This is a genomic window from Aliirhizobium sp. YIM B11859, from assembly GCF_057163345.1.
Window position 1 is genome coordinate 451,656 of the sequence record NZ_JBXHAY010000003.1, and the last position, 14,277, is coordinate 465,932.

General features: G+C 61.2%; 16 protein-coding genes. 8 read left to right on the forward strand and 8 right to left on the reverse strand.

Annotation, left to right across the window (positions count from 1 at the left end):
* The first annotated feature begins 123 nt into the window (after window positions 1–123).
* Window positions 124–1,302: a hypothetical protein gene (locus AC2GXZ_RS14445; RefSeq protein ID WP_483759856.1), complete on the forward strand. Its 1,179-nt coding sequence runs from the start codon at window positions 124–126 to the stop codon at window positions 1,300–1,302.
* 93 nt (window positions 1,303–1,395) lie between these two features.
* Here the strand turns inward: AC2GXZ_RS14445 and AC2GXZ_RS14450 are convergent, their stop codons facing one another.
* Entirely contained in the window at window positions 1,396–2,601 is a 1,206-nt protein-coding gene (locus AC2GXZ_RS14450) for an MFS transporter (RefSeq protein ID WP_483759857.1), read from the reverse strand.
* A gap of 84 nt (window positions 2,602–2,685) precedes the next feature.
* Between AC2GXZ_RS14450 and AC2GXZ_RS14455 the strand changes: the two genes are divergently transcribed.
* Entirely contained in the window at window positions 2,686–3,675 is a 990-nt protein-coding gene (locus AC2GXZ_RS14455; protein ID WP_483759858.1) for an AraC family transcriptional regulator, read from the forward strand.
* Window positions 3,676–3,714: 39 nt separating this feature from the next.
* Here AC2GXZ_RS14455 and AC2GXZ_RS14460 read toward each other — a convergent pair whose 3' ends face one another.
* The 4 genes from AC2GXZ_RS14460 to cobS form a co-directional block, all read right to left on the reverse strand.
* The gene (locus tag AC2GXZ_RS14460) at window positions 3,715–6,273 is read right to left on the reverse strand and encodes an HWE histidine kinase domain-containing protein (protein ID WP_483759859.1); all 2,559 of its coding nucleotides are present in this window, start codon (window positions 6,271–6,273) and stop codon (window positions 3,715–3,717) included.
* 191 nt (window positions 6,274–6,464) lie between these two features.
* Complete coding sequence (locus tag AC2GXZ_RS14465; RefSeq protein WP_483759860.1) at window positions 6,465–7,166, reverse strand: retropepsin-like aspartic protease family protein; 702 nt, start codon at window positions 7,164–7,166, stop codon at window positions 6,465–6,467.
* Window positions 7,163–7,429, reverse strand: a complete 267-nt coding sequence (locus tag AC2GXZ_RS14470) for a DUF1289 domain-containing protein (protein WP_483759861.1) — start codon at window positions 7,427–7,429, stop codon at window positions 7,163–7,165. The genes AC2GXZ_RS14465 and AC2GXZ_RS14470 overlap by 4 nt, the downstream gene beginning before the upstream one ends.
* Before the next feature lie 18 nt (window positions 7,430–7,447).
* Window positions 7,448–8,239 carry an adenosylcobinamide-GDP ribazoletransferase gene (gene cobS / locus AC2GXZ_RS14475; RefSeq protein WP_483760258.1) on the reverse strand — a complete coding sequence of 264 codons (792 nt, stop codon included), beginning with the start codon at window positions 8,237–8,239 and terminating at the stop codon, window positions 7,448–7,450.
* 85 nt (window positions 8,240–8,324) lie between these two features.
* Between cobS and cobT the strand changes: the two genes are divergently transcribed.
* The 3 genes from cobT to AC2GXZ_RS14490 all read left to right on the forward strand — a co-directional run bounded on the left by cobT (window position 8,325) and on the right by AC2GXZ_RS14490 (window position 10,082).
* Window positions 8,325–9,341 carry a nicotinate-nucleotide--dimethylbenzimidazole phosphoribosyltransferase gene (cobT, locus tag AC2GXZ_RS14480; RefSeq protein ID WP_483759862.1) on the forward strand — a complete coding sequence of 339 codons (1,017 nt, stop codon included), beginning with the start codon at window positions 8,325–8,327 and terminating at the stop codon, window positions 9,339–9,341.
* A 9-nt stretch (window positions 9,342–9,350) separates the two neighbouring features.
* Window positions 9,351–9,740, forward strand: coding sequence for a diacylglycerol kinase (locus AC2GXZ_RS14485; protein WP_483759863.1), 390 nt, complete (start codon window positions 9,351–9,353; stop codon window positions 9,738–9,740).
* A gap of 162 nt (window positions 9,741–9,902) precedes the next feature.
* Entirely contained in the window at window positions 9,903–10,082 is a 180-nt protein-coding gene (locus tag AC2GXZ_RS14490) for a hypothetical protein (protein WP_483759864.1), read from the forward strand.
* A gap of 90 nt (window positions 10,083–10,172) precedes the next feature.
* On the opposite strand, the gene AC2GXZ_RS14495 is transcribed toward AC2GXZ_RS14490, so the two are convergent.
* The 3 genes from AC2GXZ_RS14495 to AC2GXZ_RS14505 are packed head-to-tail and all read right to left on the reverse strand — an operon-like array spanning window position 10,173 to window position 12,285.
* Window positions 10,173–10,472: a type II toxin-antitoxin system RelE/ParE family toxin gene (locus tag AC2GXZ_RS14495; protein WP_483759865.1), complete on the reverse strand. Its 300-nt coding sequence runs from the start codon at window positions 10,470–10,472 to the stop codon at window positions 10,173–10,175.
* The gene (locus AC2GXZ_RS14500; protein WP_483759866.1) at window positions 10,469–10,696 is read right to left on the reverse strand and encodes a hypothetical protein; all 228 of its coding nucleotides are present in this window, start codon (window positions 10,694–10,696) and stop codon (window positions 10,469–10,471) included. The genes AC2GXZ_RS14495 and AC2GXZ_RS14500 overlap by 4 nt, the downstream gene beginning before the upstream one ends.
* A gap of 53 nt (window positions 10,697–10,749) precedes the next feature.
* Window positions 10,750–12,285: a sensor histidine kinase gene (locus AC2GXZ_RS14505; protein WP_483759867.1), complete on the reverse strand. Its 1,536-nt coding sequence runs from the start codon at window positions 12,283–12,285 to the stop codon at window positions 10,750–10,752.
* Window positions 12,286–12,406: 121 nt separating this feature from the next.
* Here AC2GXZ_RS14505 and AC2GXZ_RS14510 point away from each other — a divergent pair, with 121 nt between their 5' ends.
* From AC2GXZ_RS14510 to AC2GXZ_RS14520, 3 genes are read left to right on the forward strand one after another with little or no spacing between them, the layout of a single operon-like run.
* On the forward strand, window positions 12,407–12,997 hold the full coding sequence (locus tag AC2GXZ_RS14510) for a thermonuclease family protein (protein ID WP_483759868.1): 591 nt from the start codon (window positions 12,407–12,409) through the stop codon (window positions 12,995–12,997).
* Window positions 12,988–13,635 carry a uracil-DNA glycosylase family protein gene (locus tag AC2GXZ_RS14515; RefSeq protein ID WP_483759869.1) on the forward strand — a complete coding sequence of 216 codons (648 nt, stop codon included), beginning with the start codon at window positions 12,988–12,990 and terminating at the stop codon, window positions 13,633–13,635. The genes AC2GXZ_RS14510 and AC2GXZ_RS14515 overlap by 10 nt, the downstream gene beginning before the upstream one ends.
* Window positions 13,636–13,685: 50 nt before the next feature.
* Entirely contained in the window at window positions 13,686–14,174 is a 489-nt protein-coding gene (locus tag AC2GXZ_RS14520) for an Lrp/AsnC family transcriptional regulator (protein WP_483759870.1), read from the forward strand.
* Window positions 14,175–14,277 lie beyond the last annotated feature (103 nt).

Consider the following 14,277-nt stretch of genomic DNA (forward strand, 5'->3'; position numbering starts at 1 on the left):
CAGGACGCGCCGATCCGCGCGACTGGGCGAGAACCGGTGCGGGGTCCGGACAAAACCCTGCTCTATCTGAAAGAAACGGAAGTGCACGCAGACAATTCATCCGCAGGCGTCAAAAAACGTGTCGTGTTACATTTTCCCGGCTTCGAGCCTCTCGATGCTGCCCGCCACCGGCTGCGTTACGAGCGCGCGATGCAGAAGACCGCGGAGCTCTGGGGATTGACGGCGGAAGTCGGAGCCTTGGACGAAGATGGCGACTGTCCGCATTTCGATGTCGGGATGGCAAGGCCCGGAGCGGACTGGAGCATGTCGAGCCGGCTTTATGTCATCGATCATGACGCGATCGTCGCGCATCTGGCCAACCGGCCGCTTCTGACGCGGCTGACGCGCGGTTTCGCCAGCGCCGCAGCGGTGATCCTGGAAGGCGGCGCTTTCGGTTATTTCCGCCATGCCTGGCGTTTCGGCCTGTTCTTCATCTTTCCGTTCCTGCTGGTGGCTTTGGGGCTGGCGGTCAGCCTTGCGCTTGCAACCTATCCGTGGTGGCTGGGCCTCGGCGCCGATCTCGCCATCTGGCAATATCCGGTCGGCATCGTCCTCGGCCTGCTGTTTTTCCTCAAGCTGCTGATCCCGTGGTCGGAGCGGTTTCACACGCTGCATCTGTTTTCCGACTGGGAACTGGCTGTCGCCGTGTCGCGCCTCGACCATCAGATCGTCAACGACTGGATCGACGCTGCGGCGAAGATGGCGAGAGCGGCATTCGACGAGGAAGCGGACGAATATGTCGTCACCTCGCACAGCATGGGATCCAGCATGGCAGCCCACGCGATCGGCCTTCTTCTGCAGCGCGAGCCGGATCTGTTTGACGGCAAGCGGGTGGTGTTCGTCACGCTTGGCGGCGCCATCCTCCAATGCGCACTGCTGCGCTCCGCCGATATGCTTCGGACCCGCGTCGGCCAGATCGCCCGTGCCGGAAATCTGGCCTTTGTCGAGGTCCAGTGCCTGACGGATGTCATCAGCTTCTACAAATCCTCGGTGACCGATCTGACCGGCAATCCCGATGCACCGCAGCCGCGGCTGATCTTCCTGCGGCTGAGAAACATGCTCGATCGCCAGCGCTACAGCAAGATCAAGCGGGATTTCCTCAGGGTGCACCGGCAGTATGTGATGGGCTCCGACCGCAAGACGAATTTCGATTTCGGCCTGTTGACCGCCGGGCCGTTGCCGGCTGCATCCTTCGTCGGGTTTTCCCAATCCGGCGCTCTCGATCTGGCTCTCGACGAAGCGGGCAGGGTGACGCACGACTGATTGCAGCCTGTGATCAGGCTACCAACGAAAAACCGCCCGCAACGGTTTGTTGCGGGCGGTTCGATCTGAATGTCCGTTGAAAGACGATATGCGTCAGCCGAGCGACAGCTGGCGGCGTTCGCCGCGGGCACCCATCACCGAGGCGCCGGCCAGAGCCGCAATGGCGAGGACGAAGATCACCGAGACCGGTCCCTGCATCTCGATCAGCACGCCGCCGAGAATGGCACCGCTCGATATCGCGATCTGGAAGGCCGGGATGACCAGCGCGCCCGCACTTTCGGCCTCATCCGGCGCATGCCGCACGACAAAGCTCTGGATGCTGACCGGGAAGGCGCCGAATGCCAGACCCCAGAGCGCCACCGCCGTTGCAGCAACTGCAAGCGATGCACCGCCGATGGCAAGCACCACGGCAGAGGCGGCAACCAGCGTGGCAAACAGCGTCACCGACAGGCGCGGGCTGCGCTCGGAGACCAGTCCGCCGAGGAAATTGCCGATGAAACCGGCGACACCATAGGCAAGCAGGATCAGCGAGATGGTTTCGACATCAAGATGCGGGACCTGTTCGAGATAGGGCCGGATATAGGTGAAACCGGCAAAATGACCTGCGACGAACAGGAGAATGGTGATCAGCGCGGTGCGGATCGCCGGGCGACGCATCAGAGCCACCAGCGTTCCGAGACCGGCATGGCCACTTGGCGGCAGCGCCGGCAGAAGCGCGGCCTGAGCGGCAAATGCCACCACACCGACGCCGGCCGACAGATAAAAGGCGGCCCGCCAACCGAGTGTCGCGCCGATCCAGGCGCCGAGCGGTGCGGCACAGACGGTGGCAAGCGACACGCCCGCCATGATGATCGCCATTGCCCGCGGCATGCGGGCCGGCGGAACAAGCCGCATGGCAAGCGCTGCCGACATTGCCCAGAAGCCGCCAAGCCCGATCCCGAGCATGGCGCGCGCAACCAGAACCATCATGATGTTGGAGGCGGTTGCGGCGATCAGGCTGGAAATGACGAGCAACGCCGTCAGAACCAGTACTGTCAGGCGCCGGTCGATATTGCGGGTGCCGATGACGACGCCGGGACCGGCCAATGCCGCCATGACAGCCGTGGTGGTGATCGACTGGCCGGCGACGCCGGTGCTGACGCCGAGATCTTCCGAAAGTGGGGTCAAAAGGCTGACGGGAAGGAATTCGGCGGTGACAAGGCCGAAGACGCCGAGCGTCAGTGACGTGACCGCGCCCCAACGTGCGACATCCTGTCCGCCCCGCGCGCTGTCGTCAGATGGTATGGGGGTGCCGTGCATGGGATTCTCCTGAATTGCGAGCCGATTTGGCATTCGTCAGGAATAGACGTGACGTCGTGGCGTTTCCATGCTAGAAAATCCGACATGCTTGACAGATCGTCCAAATACACGACGACCGCTGCGGTCGATCCGCTCTCCGAAATGCTGCGTGGCCTGCGCCTCGATGGCGTTGAATATGGCCGCTGTCGGCTGTCCGAGCCCTGGGCGACGGCCTTTCCGGCCGAGGATGCGGCGCGCTTTCATTTCATTTCGTCCGGCCGGGCGCTGTTACAAGGGCCGTCCGGCGAATGGCTGGAATTAAATGCCGGCGATGCGGTGATCCTGCCGCGTGGCGATGCTCATGTCATCGCCAGTGCGGAAACCGTCGAGCCGCTGCCTTTCGGCCGTTACGGACGCAAGGAGGTCTGCCAGGGCGTGTTCGACCTGCAATGCGCCGACGACCGTTGCGGCACGGTGGCACTGACGGCCTCGATGCGCTTCAACATCGACAAGCTGCACCCGCTGCTGCAGATGATGCCCGAAACCATGCTGACCTCGGATCTTGCCACCAGCGAACCGGCCATTCCACATCTGCTCGATGCGATGGCCCGCGAAGTGGATATGGACCGTGTCGGCGCCGGTGGCATTCTGGCGCGACTGGCCGACGTGCTGACCGCGACGATCATCCGCACCTGGGTCGAACATGGTTGCGGCGATACGACCGGCTGGATCGCCGCCGTGCGCAACCCTGAAGTCGGCCGTGTTCTGGCAGCCATTCATCTGGAGCCGGATCGCGACTGGACCGTTGCAGAGCTCGCCCGGCTGATGGGCGCCTCACGCTCCGGCTTCGCCGAACGTTTCGCCCGTGTCGTCGGCGAGACGCCGGCCCGTTATGTCGCCCGCGTGCGCATGCATCAGGCGCGGCTCTGGCTGAAGGATGGCATGCGGGTGGCAACCGTCGCCGAAAAGCTCGGCTACGACGCCGAAGCCTCGTTCAGCCGCGCCTTCAAACGCATCATCGGCGACCCGCCCAGCCATTTTCGCGGGCGAGGGGAAACGGCATCTGCCGTGGTGGAACTGGCGGCTGCCGGATGACGACAATGCCGCATGAGCAGACATCGTCGCCCAATTGTTCTAACCTTCGATCAGCTCTTCCAGCACACGGGCAATACCCTCGAGCGTATAGGGCTTCTGTACGACCGTTCTGTGCAGATGAGCGTCCGGCAATACGGCCTGCTCGCCATATCCCGTTGCAAAGATGAAGGGTGTTCCCAGATCATCGAGCCGGTCAGCCACCGTAAAGCTCGTCTGATCGCCGAGGTTGATGTCGAGCACCGCCATGGTCGGCGGCTCGCTATCAATGACCTCAAGACCACTTTCCACGGAAGACGCCGTCATGACCTCGGCCCCCAACCGATCGAGTATATCCTCGGCGTCGAGCGCAATGATCAGGCTGTCCTCGACCAGAAGCACCTTCTGGCCGACAAGGAACTTCTCCTGAATCTTGTTCGTCGGATGGGCCGGGGAGTGTCTGGTATGCCTCAGCGGGGTCGGTGACTGTAGTCCTGTCTTCTCGGACACATGGCGCGCGGGAATTTGCAGCGTCGCCCTGACCCCGGTCGACGCGTATTCGATATTCGCCTGGCCGCCAAGGTCGTATGGAACCGAGCGGTTGATGATGGTGGTTCCAAATCCTTTGCGGGACGGGGGCTGGACAGGTGGACCGCCCCGTTCCTGCCATTCGAACCGCAATCCCCCGTCCTCCGTGCGATACCACGAAACATCGACTCGTCCGCCGTTCGACAAACTGCCGTATTTCGTCGAATTGGTCACGAGTTCGTGCACGACGAGCGCCATCGTGGAATAGGCTTGCGGATTGAGGAGCACATGCTCGCCCGAGACATGAATTCCATTGTCCCTTTCGTCGAGAAAGGCGCGTGCCTCCGCATCGATCAGGGCTCTGATCGGTGCCGGTCCCCAATGGTCGTCGGTTATCTGGTTGTGTGCCCTCGCCAGCGCATGAATGCGACCGTCGACCAGGTTTACGAAGTCCTCAATCTTCTCGGATGAAGGCTTGGCCTGCCGGATCAGGCCGCGGATCACACCAAGGATGTTGCGGACCCGGTGGTTCAGTTCGGCAATTAGGACCTCCTGCTTCCTGTTTGCCGCGTCGCGCTGGGCACTGGCTTCGCTGGCGAGCCGCAGAACCACTTCGATCAGCGTCGCCCGCAGGGTTTCCGCCACACGTTTCTCGGAGGCGGAGAATGGCTTGCTGTGACCTTTCACAAGTTGCTGCCATTCGGCAAAGCTTTCACGCGGGGTCAGGCGCGGTCCGTTGGGGCCGTATTCTACGGGCTTATGCGGGTCGCCCGCCCACCGCACCGAATGGACCAGTTCCTTGCGAAACAGGATGACGTAGTCTCGCGGGGAACGTGAGATGGGGATGGCGAGCATGCCCGCTGCGCTGTTGGCATATTCCTCCGCTTCGGGAATGAGCGAGGCGATTTCATCCGTGGCAAACACACGGGTCGCGGCCGCACTGTTCAGCGCCCTTACGATCCGCGCGAATTGCTCCGTCGACGGCGTCACGCCCCAGAAGGCATAATTGCCGTTGATCCATACACCGACCCCCTCGGCCGGAATGACATCTGTCAGAATGCCGGCATGCCATTCAGGGTCGTTGAGAAGCTGTTCATTGGTTGCGACCGCACCCAGGAGCTGGTCGGAAATGTCCCGCGCCCGACGCTCATATTCCATGATTTCCTTGCGCTCACGGCTTTCCAGCCGTAGCGAATACATCTGGGAAAAAAGCTCGCAGACGGAGCGCGCTTCAAAGCTTGGCGATTTAGCCGAGTAGTGATGGCATGCAAACAGGCCCCAGAGTTCTCCATCGACGATGATCGAGATCGACATGGACGCGCGGACGCCCATGTTTTTCAGGTATTCGATATGGATCGGCGAGACGGACCGAAGGATCGAATAGGAAAGATCGAGCAGCTGCCCTTTTTCGTCCCGCTGCGGATGGATCGCCACAGGCGCGGCATCCACGTCGCAGATGACACGCAGCAGGTTTCGCTTGTACAATTCCCGCGCCTGTACCGGGATGTCGCTCGCTGGATAATGAAGCCCCTTGAACGAACCGATACCGGGTTTGCAGGTTTCCGCGACGACCTCACCTGATCCATCCTCGGCAAACCGATAGACCATGACCCGATCGAAGCCCGTGAGGGCGCGAACCTGCCTGGCACCCTCCGTGTAGAAGGCCGCTGGTTCGCTCATCGTCTCGAGCCGGGCGATCATCGATCTCACCATGCTGGTAGCGTCGCCATGCCTTTTTGAGGATGGCTGCGCCTCGATGATGATCTGCCCGCTGGATGTGTGGACGGCCACGTCGAACAGGCAGTCCTGATTGTTGAGTTTTACATCGAAAACCTTGTCGACGGCGTTCGCGCCTCGCAGCGTCGCAAGCCTGTTTCGCAGGCTGTGAATGGCTTCGGGCAGGAATATCTCGTCAAGCGGACGACCGATGAGGTCGCGATCCACTGAGGGCAGAAACTCTGCCACATTGGCGGAGACCCTTGCAACGATCCAATCCAGGGTGAGAGCGAGCAGGAAGCCGATTGGCTGAATGGCACCGAGCAAATGGATCGGCTCGCGATCGCAATTCGTAAGGTCGACAGAATGACGGTTCATGGAGCCTTGTACATCATTGTTAAACGTAGCGATGGGATCGATAACCGGAAACCTGGGGGAAAGTTCCGTTAACATCGCCCGCATAAGTGCCCGAGCGCGCATATATTTCGCCACTCTTGCAAATCCATGGCCTTTTGGCATTCGGGGCCATGTGCCGACCATCGGGCACGACGAGGCAGAACCCGTCGGTCTTAGTCCCGCAGCCGCAATTCGTCCGTCTGCATGCTGAGGGAACTCAAGGTCGACAGAAAACTCATGCCGAGCAGGCTTTCGTCGAGCCTTCCGTCTTCGGCCACCATGGCGCGCAGATTGCGGCGCGAGATCGGGCCGATGGCGATCTCGTCAAGGCTGACCGGCGCGGCCATCGCCCGGCCGTTGGCGGTCATCACCGGGATCGTATAGGCAAGCCCGTTGGTATCGATGCCGATCGACTTGGCATCGTTGAAGGACAGCACGATGCTGCTGGCGCCGGTATCGATCAGCATCGGGATTGTCTTGCCGTCAACGACGACATTGGCCTTGAAATGCCCACCGAGCGCCTTTTGGATGATCACTTCCTGACCATCCCGGCCATCAACGACGATGGCGCGGCCGGGCATCAGGCCGGCCATCATCCGGCCGGCGAACTGGCTGGCGTCGCCCCGGTAAAGATAGGCGGCCACCAGTCCCATGATGATCACCAGCCAGATGGCAAGGTTGCACAGCGCCTCGCTTCGATTGCCACGGCGGCCGGCAACAATGCCGGCGCCGAGCAGGCCGGCGATCGGAATGAGATAGATCAGCTGGCCGAAGTCGCTGTTGTCGATACCGAAGGTACGGCCCGAATCATGGTTGAAGACAAGCAGCGCCAAACCAGCGCCCAGAACCAGAAGGACGAAGGTCAGGCCGTTCATGAACTCTGCGTCTCCCCGGCCTTTTCGTCTTTCGCCATCCGCTCGCCAGCCATCCGCTCGTCGGCCATGCGCCGGCGCCGCGTCTCGCGTCGCGGCTTGCGCTCTACCGTTTCCAGCCGGGCGGGCAGCGCCTCCATAATGGAGGATCGTTCTGCATCGGAATAATCGATCCAGCCCGCGATCTCGTCGCGCGTGCGGCCGCATCCGAAACAGTAGCCGGTCTTCACGTCGATCGAGCAGATCAGGATACAGGGCGAAATCATCACATCTATATCGTGGTTTCAGGCGATCAGGGCAAGGGTGGTCAGCACCGCGATCTCGCTGATCTGTTGGGTCGCGCCGATCGTATCGCCGGTATGGCCGCCGATCGTGCGGCGCACGAAGGCGGTGAACAGCTGCCCGAAGACCGCGGCAACCAGGGCGACGAACACGGCGACCCCCAGCCCAAGATGGGAGGCCACGAAGATCAGCCCCATTACGCCACCGATGACAAGCGCCACATTGCGGGCGGTGCGCTCCGGCGCGCCGATCGAGACCGCCACGCCATTGGTGCGGGCAGGTGGAAGCGCGCTCCAGTGCCAGATCATCACCGCCCGGCTGAGCGATGCGGCCGCCAGAATGGAAACCGCCGACAGGCTGGCATCGGCTTTTGCCAGCGCCGCAAGCGACGCGATCCTGAGGCCGAAGGCGAGGATCAGCGTGACGACGCCATAGGAGCCGATGCGGCTGTCCTTCATGATCGCAAGCGCATGTTCCTTGTCGCGGCCGCCGCCGAGACCATCGGCCGCATCCGCAAGTCCGTCCTCGTGCAGCGCCCCGGTCATCAATGTCATCACCGCAAGCGCGATCAGGCTCGAGACGAGCGGATCGCAGGCCTGCGACATCGCATACAGAAGCAGTGCCGGGACGAGCGCAATCAGCACGCCGGCAAGCGGAAATGCCCGCACTGCACGCGAAAACGAGCCGCTTTGCCCGAGGAAAAACCGGTCCGGAACAGGGATACGGCTGAGGAATGCCACCGAGCGGGCGAGGTCGGCGATAAAATCGGTCGCGTTTGGCAGTTGTCGCTCCATGCTTCGGCGATTAAGAGAAGCGCACACAAAGCGCGATTTGCCGGCAAACACAAGCGCGCCGGTCAATACGAGAGAGACTTGATCCATGAGCGTCAGCGGCCTGCCTTTCGACGATTTCCGCAACCTGATCGCCAACCTGCCGGGGCCTGACCCGCGGGCGCTGGTCGATGCCCGCGAGCGCGACGCGCAGCTGACCAAGCCGCCGGGTGCGCTCGGAAGGCTGGAGGAGATCGCCTTCTGGCTCGCTGCCTGGACGGGCAGGGCGCCGGCGATCAACCGCCCGCTGGTGGCGATCTTTGCCGGCAATCACGGCGTCACCCGCCACGGCATCACCCCTTATCCCTCTTCTGTCACCCAGCAGATGGTCGAGAATTTTGCGGCAGGCGGTGCGGCTATCAACCAGATCTGTGTCACCCACGATCTCGGTTTGAAGATATTCGATCTGGCGCTCGAATATCCGACCGGTGACATCGCCACAGAGGCGGCTCTTTCCGAGCGCGATTGCGCCGCCACCATGGCTTTCGGCATGGAAGCGATCGCCGGCGGCACGGATCTTCTCTGCCTCGGCGAAATGGGCATCGGCAACACCACCATCGCCGCCGCCATCCATCTGGCGCTTTATGGCGGCGAGGCCGAGGATTGGGTGGGCCCGGGTACCGGCTCGCATGGCGAGCTGATGGCCCGCAAGATCGCCGTCGTCAAACAGGCGGTCGAACTGCACAAGGATCATCTCGACGATCCGCTCGAAATCCTGCGCCGCCTCGGTGGCCGCGAGATCGCAGCGATTGCCGGTGCCATTCTCGCTGCCCGCATGGAAAAGATCCCGGTTCTGCTCGACGGTTATGTCGTGACGGCAGCGGCTGCCATCCTCAAGGCCGCCAACCCCTCCGCCATCGACCATTGCCTGATCGGCCACGTTTCGGCCGAACCGGGTCATCTGCGCTCGATCGAGAAGCTCGGCAAGACACCGCTTCTGGCACTCGGCATGCGGCTCGGCGAGGGCACGGGGGCAGCCCTTGCAGCCGGTATCGTCAAGTCGGCGGCTGCCTGCCATTCAGGCATGGCGACCTTCGGCCAGGCCGGCGTCTCCGACAAGGCATAGCGAGAGCCGATGAAAAAGACACCGCTCGACAACAGGATCGAAAAGGCGAGCGGTGTCCGTCGCATCCTGGCGGCGACCCGTTATTCGATGCAGGGCCTGCTGCGCTTGTGGAAGGAGGAAGCCTTCCGCCACGAGGTCATCGCCTTTGCACTGGGCCTCTTACTGTTTGCCGTCATCGGCGCCGGGGTGACCGACTATGTCGTCTTCCTCATCCTCATGCTGATCCTGTTTGCCGTAGAGGCGCTCAACACCGCGATCGAGGAACTGGTTGACCGTATCTCTCCCGAAATCTCGATCGTCGGCCGCCATGCCAAGGATCTCGGCTCGTTCGCCGTCTTCTGCCTGCTGGCCGCCAATGGACTTTACGCGCTCTACGTCGTGATCCGCGCGTTTTTCTGACCGGATAAATCCCGAATGTGATCGACGCGCTGGCATGTTGGTGCCGGCGTCAGGAAACCTGTGCTGCGTTGTTCCGGCCGCCAGTGCGACATCTTGGGGCTGGACACGGCAAGGCAGTAAAATTAGCATTTGTCATATTTTGAAGAATATGGATCGATCAACTTGCCCGATAACAAGGTCGAAGTTTTCGAAAATGACTTCAGGTGGATTGTCCGTGTGCGCGAAGACGGGCAGGTGACCGAACGCGTCTTTCACGTCGCCGAACACGCCCAATCCTGGGCGGCGGGCCAGGAAATCCGGATGAGGGAAAGCAGGCGCCGTTTCGAGGATCGTGGTCGGTAGATGTGTCGTGGGCCTTCGCATCGCCTGCGGGATATTCCAAACATCGCAGCAAGATTTTTCGCAAGGGAAAGTCGATACTCGGTCGCCAAATTAGGTCTGACTGGCATCAGGCATCGTGCCGGGATTTCGCGCGGCGTGTCGGAAACCAACAACAATGATCTCCATCTCGGAGACCAGATAATAGGTCAGATAGGGATAGGGGCTGATGGTTATGCGTCGCATGTCCCGATGGTTGGTCGTTGTGCCGGTCAAAGGGTATTCGCGCAAGCGGACAAGCACCTCCTGAATTCTCTTGGCGACACGTTCCGCCGCCAAGGGAGACTGGTCAGCCAGATATGCGAGGAGATGCTCCAGGTCATCGGCTGCTTCCGGCGTATAGCGCAGCTTCACTTCACGTATCTCGACCAGATGGATTCGATCCTGTCTGCCGATGCAAACTCGCCATTCGAGGCTTGCGTGAGCGACTTTTCGAAAGAAGATTTTTCCTCCGCCGTCAATTCATAAGCGTCCCGACCTTCGTTGACGAAGGTCAGCATGATGCGTGCAAGCTCGTCCTGCAGGTCGGCGGGAAGGTCACGGGAGGCTTCGATGGCCATGTCGAGAAGTGTGGTCATGGTGCCAATATGCACCTGAAACTCATAGCGTGAAAGGCCCCTTGGCGGCCCGGTCAGGCGAAGCTGCGGCGGCGCTTTTCGATCAGTGGGGCATCCTCGACGGCAGGCAGGCTCTGCATCACCCTTGTTGCCGGCAGGATGGCGATCACCTCGGTGCCTTCGCGCAGCTTCGAGCGCAGCACAAACTGCCCGTCATGTTTGGCAAGGATTGCCTGAACGATCGGCAGACCGAGACCGGTGCCCTGTTCGGCGCTCTTGATCGCGATCGATCCCTGGCCGAAAGCCGACAGCACGATCGGGATTTCCTCTTCCGGTATGCCCGGACCATTGTCCCTGATCGACACATATTGGCCGCCGCCGGCCGTCCAGCCGACCTTGACCGAAATCTCGCCCGCCTGCGAGGTGAATTTCACCGCATTGGAGAGCAGGTTGAGAATGACCTGCCGGATCGACTTTTCGTCGGCCCAGACCAGCGGCATCTCCGGTTCGAACTGCGACCTGATCGAGATGTTCTTTGCCCGGGCGCGCAATTGCACCATGCCGATACAATCTTCGGCCACTTCCAGCAGCGACAGCGATTCCTCGTTGAGATCGTAGCGGCCAGCCTCGATGCGCGACAGGTCGAGGATCTCGTTGATGAGGTTGAGCAGGTGCTCTCCGGAACTGTGGATGTCGCCGGCATATTCGCGGTAGGTCGGGTTGGGCAGCGGTCCGAGCACTTCCGAGCTCATCACCTCGGAAAATCCGAGGATGGCGTTGAGCGGTGTCCGCAACTCATGCGACATCGACGCCAGAAAGCGCGATTTAGCCAGATTGGCCTCTTCGGCCCGCCGGCGCGCTTCGTCGGACATCGACTTGGCCACTTCCAGCTCGGCAATCAGATCGTCCTTTTCCGACTGATAGGACATCAGCGTAAGATTGGTGCGGTAAAGCCTGTCGCCGACAAAGTGGAAGAACACGATGGCCGTGGCGCAGATCGCCAGCAGGCCGATATCGAGCAGGTGACTGGAGGTGACGGCGGAAAACAGCAGTACCGCAACCACCGGCAGAAAACCGATCAGCACGCCCTGGCGCAGCATGAAACTGCTCATCGCGGTGATCGAGATGGCAAACAGCAGCACCGCGCCCTTGTAGAAATAGAAGCCGTCGCCGCCGCAAGCGGGGCAGGACTGGTAGGCAAAGAGTGCCCAGCCGACGCCGAGCATCACCTGGGCGCAGAGCAGCCCGTGGCGCCATTTCGTCGCTTGCGTTGCAGCGACCTCCTTGCGGGAGAAACGGCGCGCCAGAAGAAGATTGAGCGCATGCAGGCTGAGCATAAGAAGCGCCCAGGCGAGAAGATTGGCGCTGGGCGACAGATACATGCCGATGCCGGCGACGATGGCGACGAACAGTGGAAAGACGGCAGCCGACTGGAGCACCGTATTGACATGCATGGACAGCATGTCCTTGTCGAAGGCCTGGTTGCCGCTGTCGGACAGCTGCAGACGTTCACGCGTTGCGCGAACGGCCTTCGATACCGCCTTGTTGCGATGGCCGCGCGATCGATCAACGATGATCTTGTCGGTCGAGGTACTGACGCCGCTACTCATTGGTTGTGAACTACTTCCTCGGATTATTGAGAGCTTATGTTCCAAACCTTAAGAAGATACTGCCTCGAAAGGTTTTGTTTGCCAATTTCCTGAAGCTTCCGTTTGTGATTGGGACCGGATTGTGACCCGTCTTGCCAAAATCCTGAAGGATGGCCTTTTCCTCGGCGCCTTCCTCATTCTAGCCTCGCTGATCGTCGCCAAGATCGACCTGAGCAACGATACCCGCATCACAGGACCGTTCTTCGCCATCGACGGCGACACGCTTGCGGCGGGCGCAGAGCGGCTGAGGTTGCTGGGCATAGATGCCCCGGAGGCGGACCAGACCTGCGGCGGCGATGGGGCCAATGCCTGGATGTGCGGTGATGCCGCGCGCAAGGCGTTGTCGAGATTTGCAGCGTCAGCGCAGGCCGAATGTTCCGGCTCGGCCAGAGACCGTTATGGCCGGGTGCTGGTTCACTGTCGGTCGGCGGAGGTGGATATCAATGCCGAACTGGTGCGGCAGGGAATGGCCGTTGCAACGGATGGCTATAGCGGCGAGGAGGCTGCGGCGAAAAACGAGGGGAAGGGCATCTGGTCCGGACCCTTCGATATGCCGAGGGCGTGGCGCAAGGCCAGAGGTCTCGCCGCTCGGGAGGAAGACGATAGCGCAAAGGCCAGCTCCGGCATCGACGCTATCTTCGAGCAGTTGAAGAGACTGCTGCCATGGTCGTGACCGGTCGGGATCTGACAGCCATCCTGAGCGCGTCGATCTCCGGCTGTCGCATTTGTCGCGACCAGCCGCAAAAGGGCGATCCGCTTCCCCATGAACCGCGTCCGGTTGCGGTTCTGTCTTCGACGGCGCGGTTGCTGATTGCCGGTCAGGCCCCGGGGCTGAAGGTTCATGAGAGCGGCCTGCCGTTCAACGACGCCTCGGGAAACCGGCTGCGTGACTGGATGGGGGTGACGCGTGAGGAATTCTACGACCAAAGCCGCATCGCCATTGTGCCGATGGGCTTCTGCTTTCCCGGTTATGATGCAAAGGGCAGCGATCTGCCGCCGAGACGGGAATGTGCGCCGGCCTGGCGACCCTCCGTCATGGCGGCCATGCCGCAGATCGACACGATCCTCGTTATCGGCCAATATGCCGCTGCCTGGCATCTCGGCGCGCGCCGCAGGCAGAGCATGACCGAAACGGTGAGATCCTGGCGTGATTATTTTCTGGTCAATCACGGCCCAAGGATCCTGCCGCTGCCACATCCGAGCTGGCGCAATAGCGGTTGGCTGAAGTCCAATCCCTGGTTTGAACAAGACGTGCTGCCGGTTCTGAGGCAGGCTGTGGATAGCTTGATAAGAGGAAAGAATTTCGGTTAACTGCTCAGAAATAGGTCTATAATGAAAAATCATTTCGAAAGGGAACGTTGATGGACCGCCTCGACCGCAAGATTCTGCGCATTCTGCAAGAAGACTCCACGCTCGCCGTTGCAGATCTCGCCAAGAAGGTCGGTCTCTCCACGACCCCTTGCTGGCGCCGTATCCAGAAGATGGAAGAGGATGGCGTCATCCGCCGCCGCGTCGCATTGCTCGACCCGGGCAAGGTCAACACGAAAGTCACCGTTTTCGTCTCGATCCGCACTGCAAGCCACTCGATCGAATGGCTGAAACGCTTTTCCGAAGTCGTGGTCGATTTCCCCGAAGTGGTCGAATTCTACCGCATGAGCGGCGACGTCGATTATCTTCTGCGCGTCGTGGTGCCGGATATCGCAGCCTATGACGCCTTCTACAAGCGCCTGATCGCCAAGATCGAGATCCGCGACGTCTCCTCGGTGTTCGCCATGGAGCAGATCAAATACACGACCGAGTTGCCGCTCGACTACATGATGATCGACAACCAGAAGGCAGGCGACGACTGAGGTCGCCCAATCTGGAATTTTCGGGCAACCGGGTGCCTAAGGCTGAGATGTCCGGTTATGAGGCCGAGTGTACGCCTGATCGTCGCATCATGCTCTGATGTGC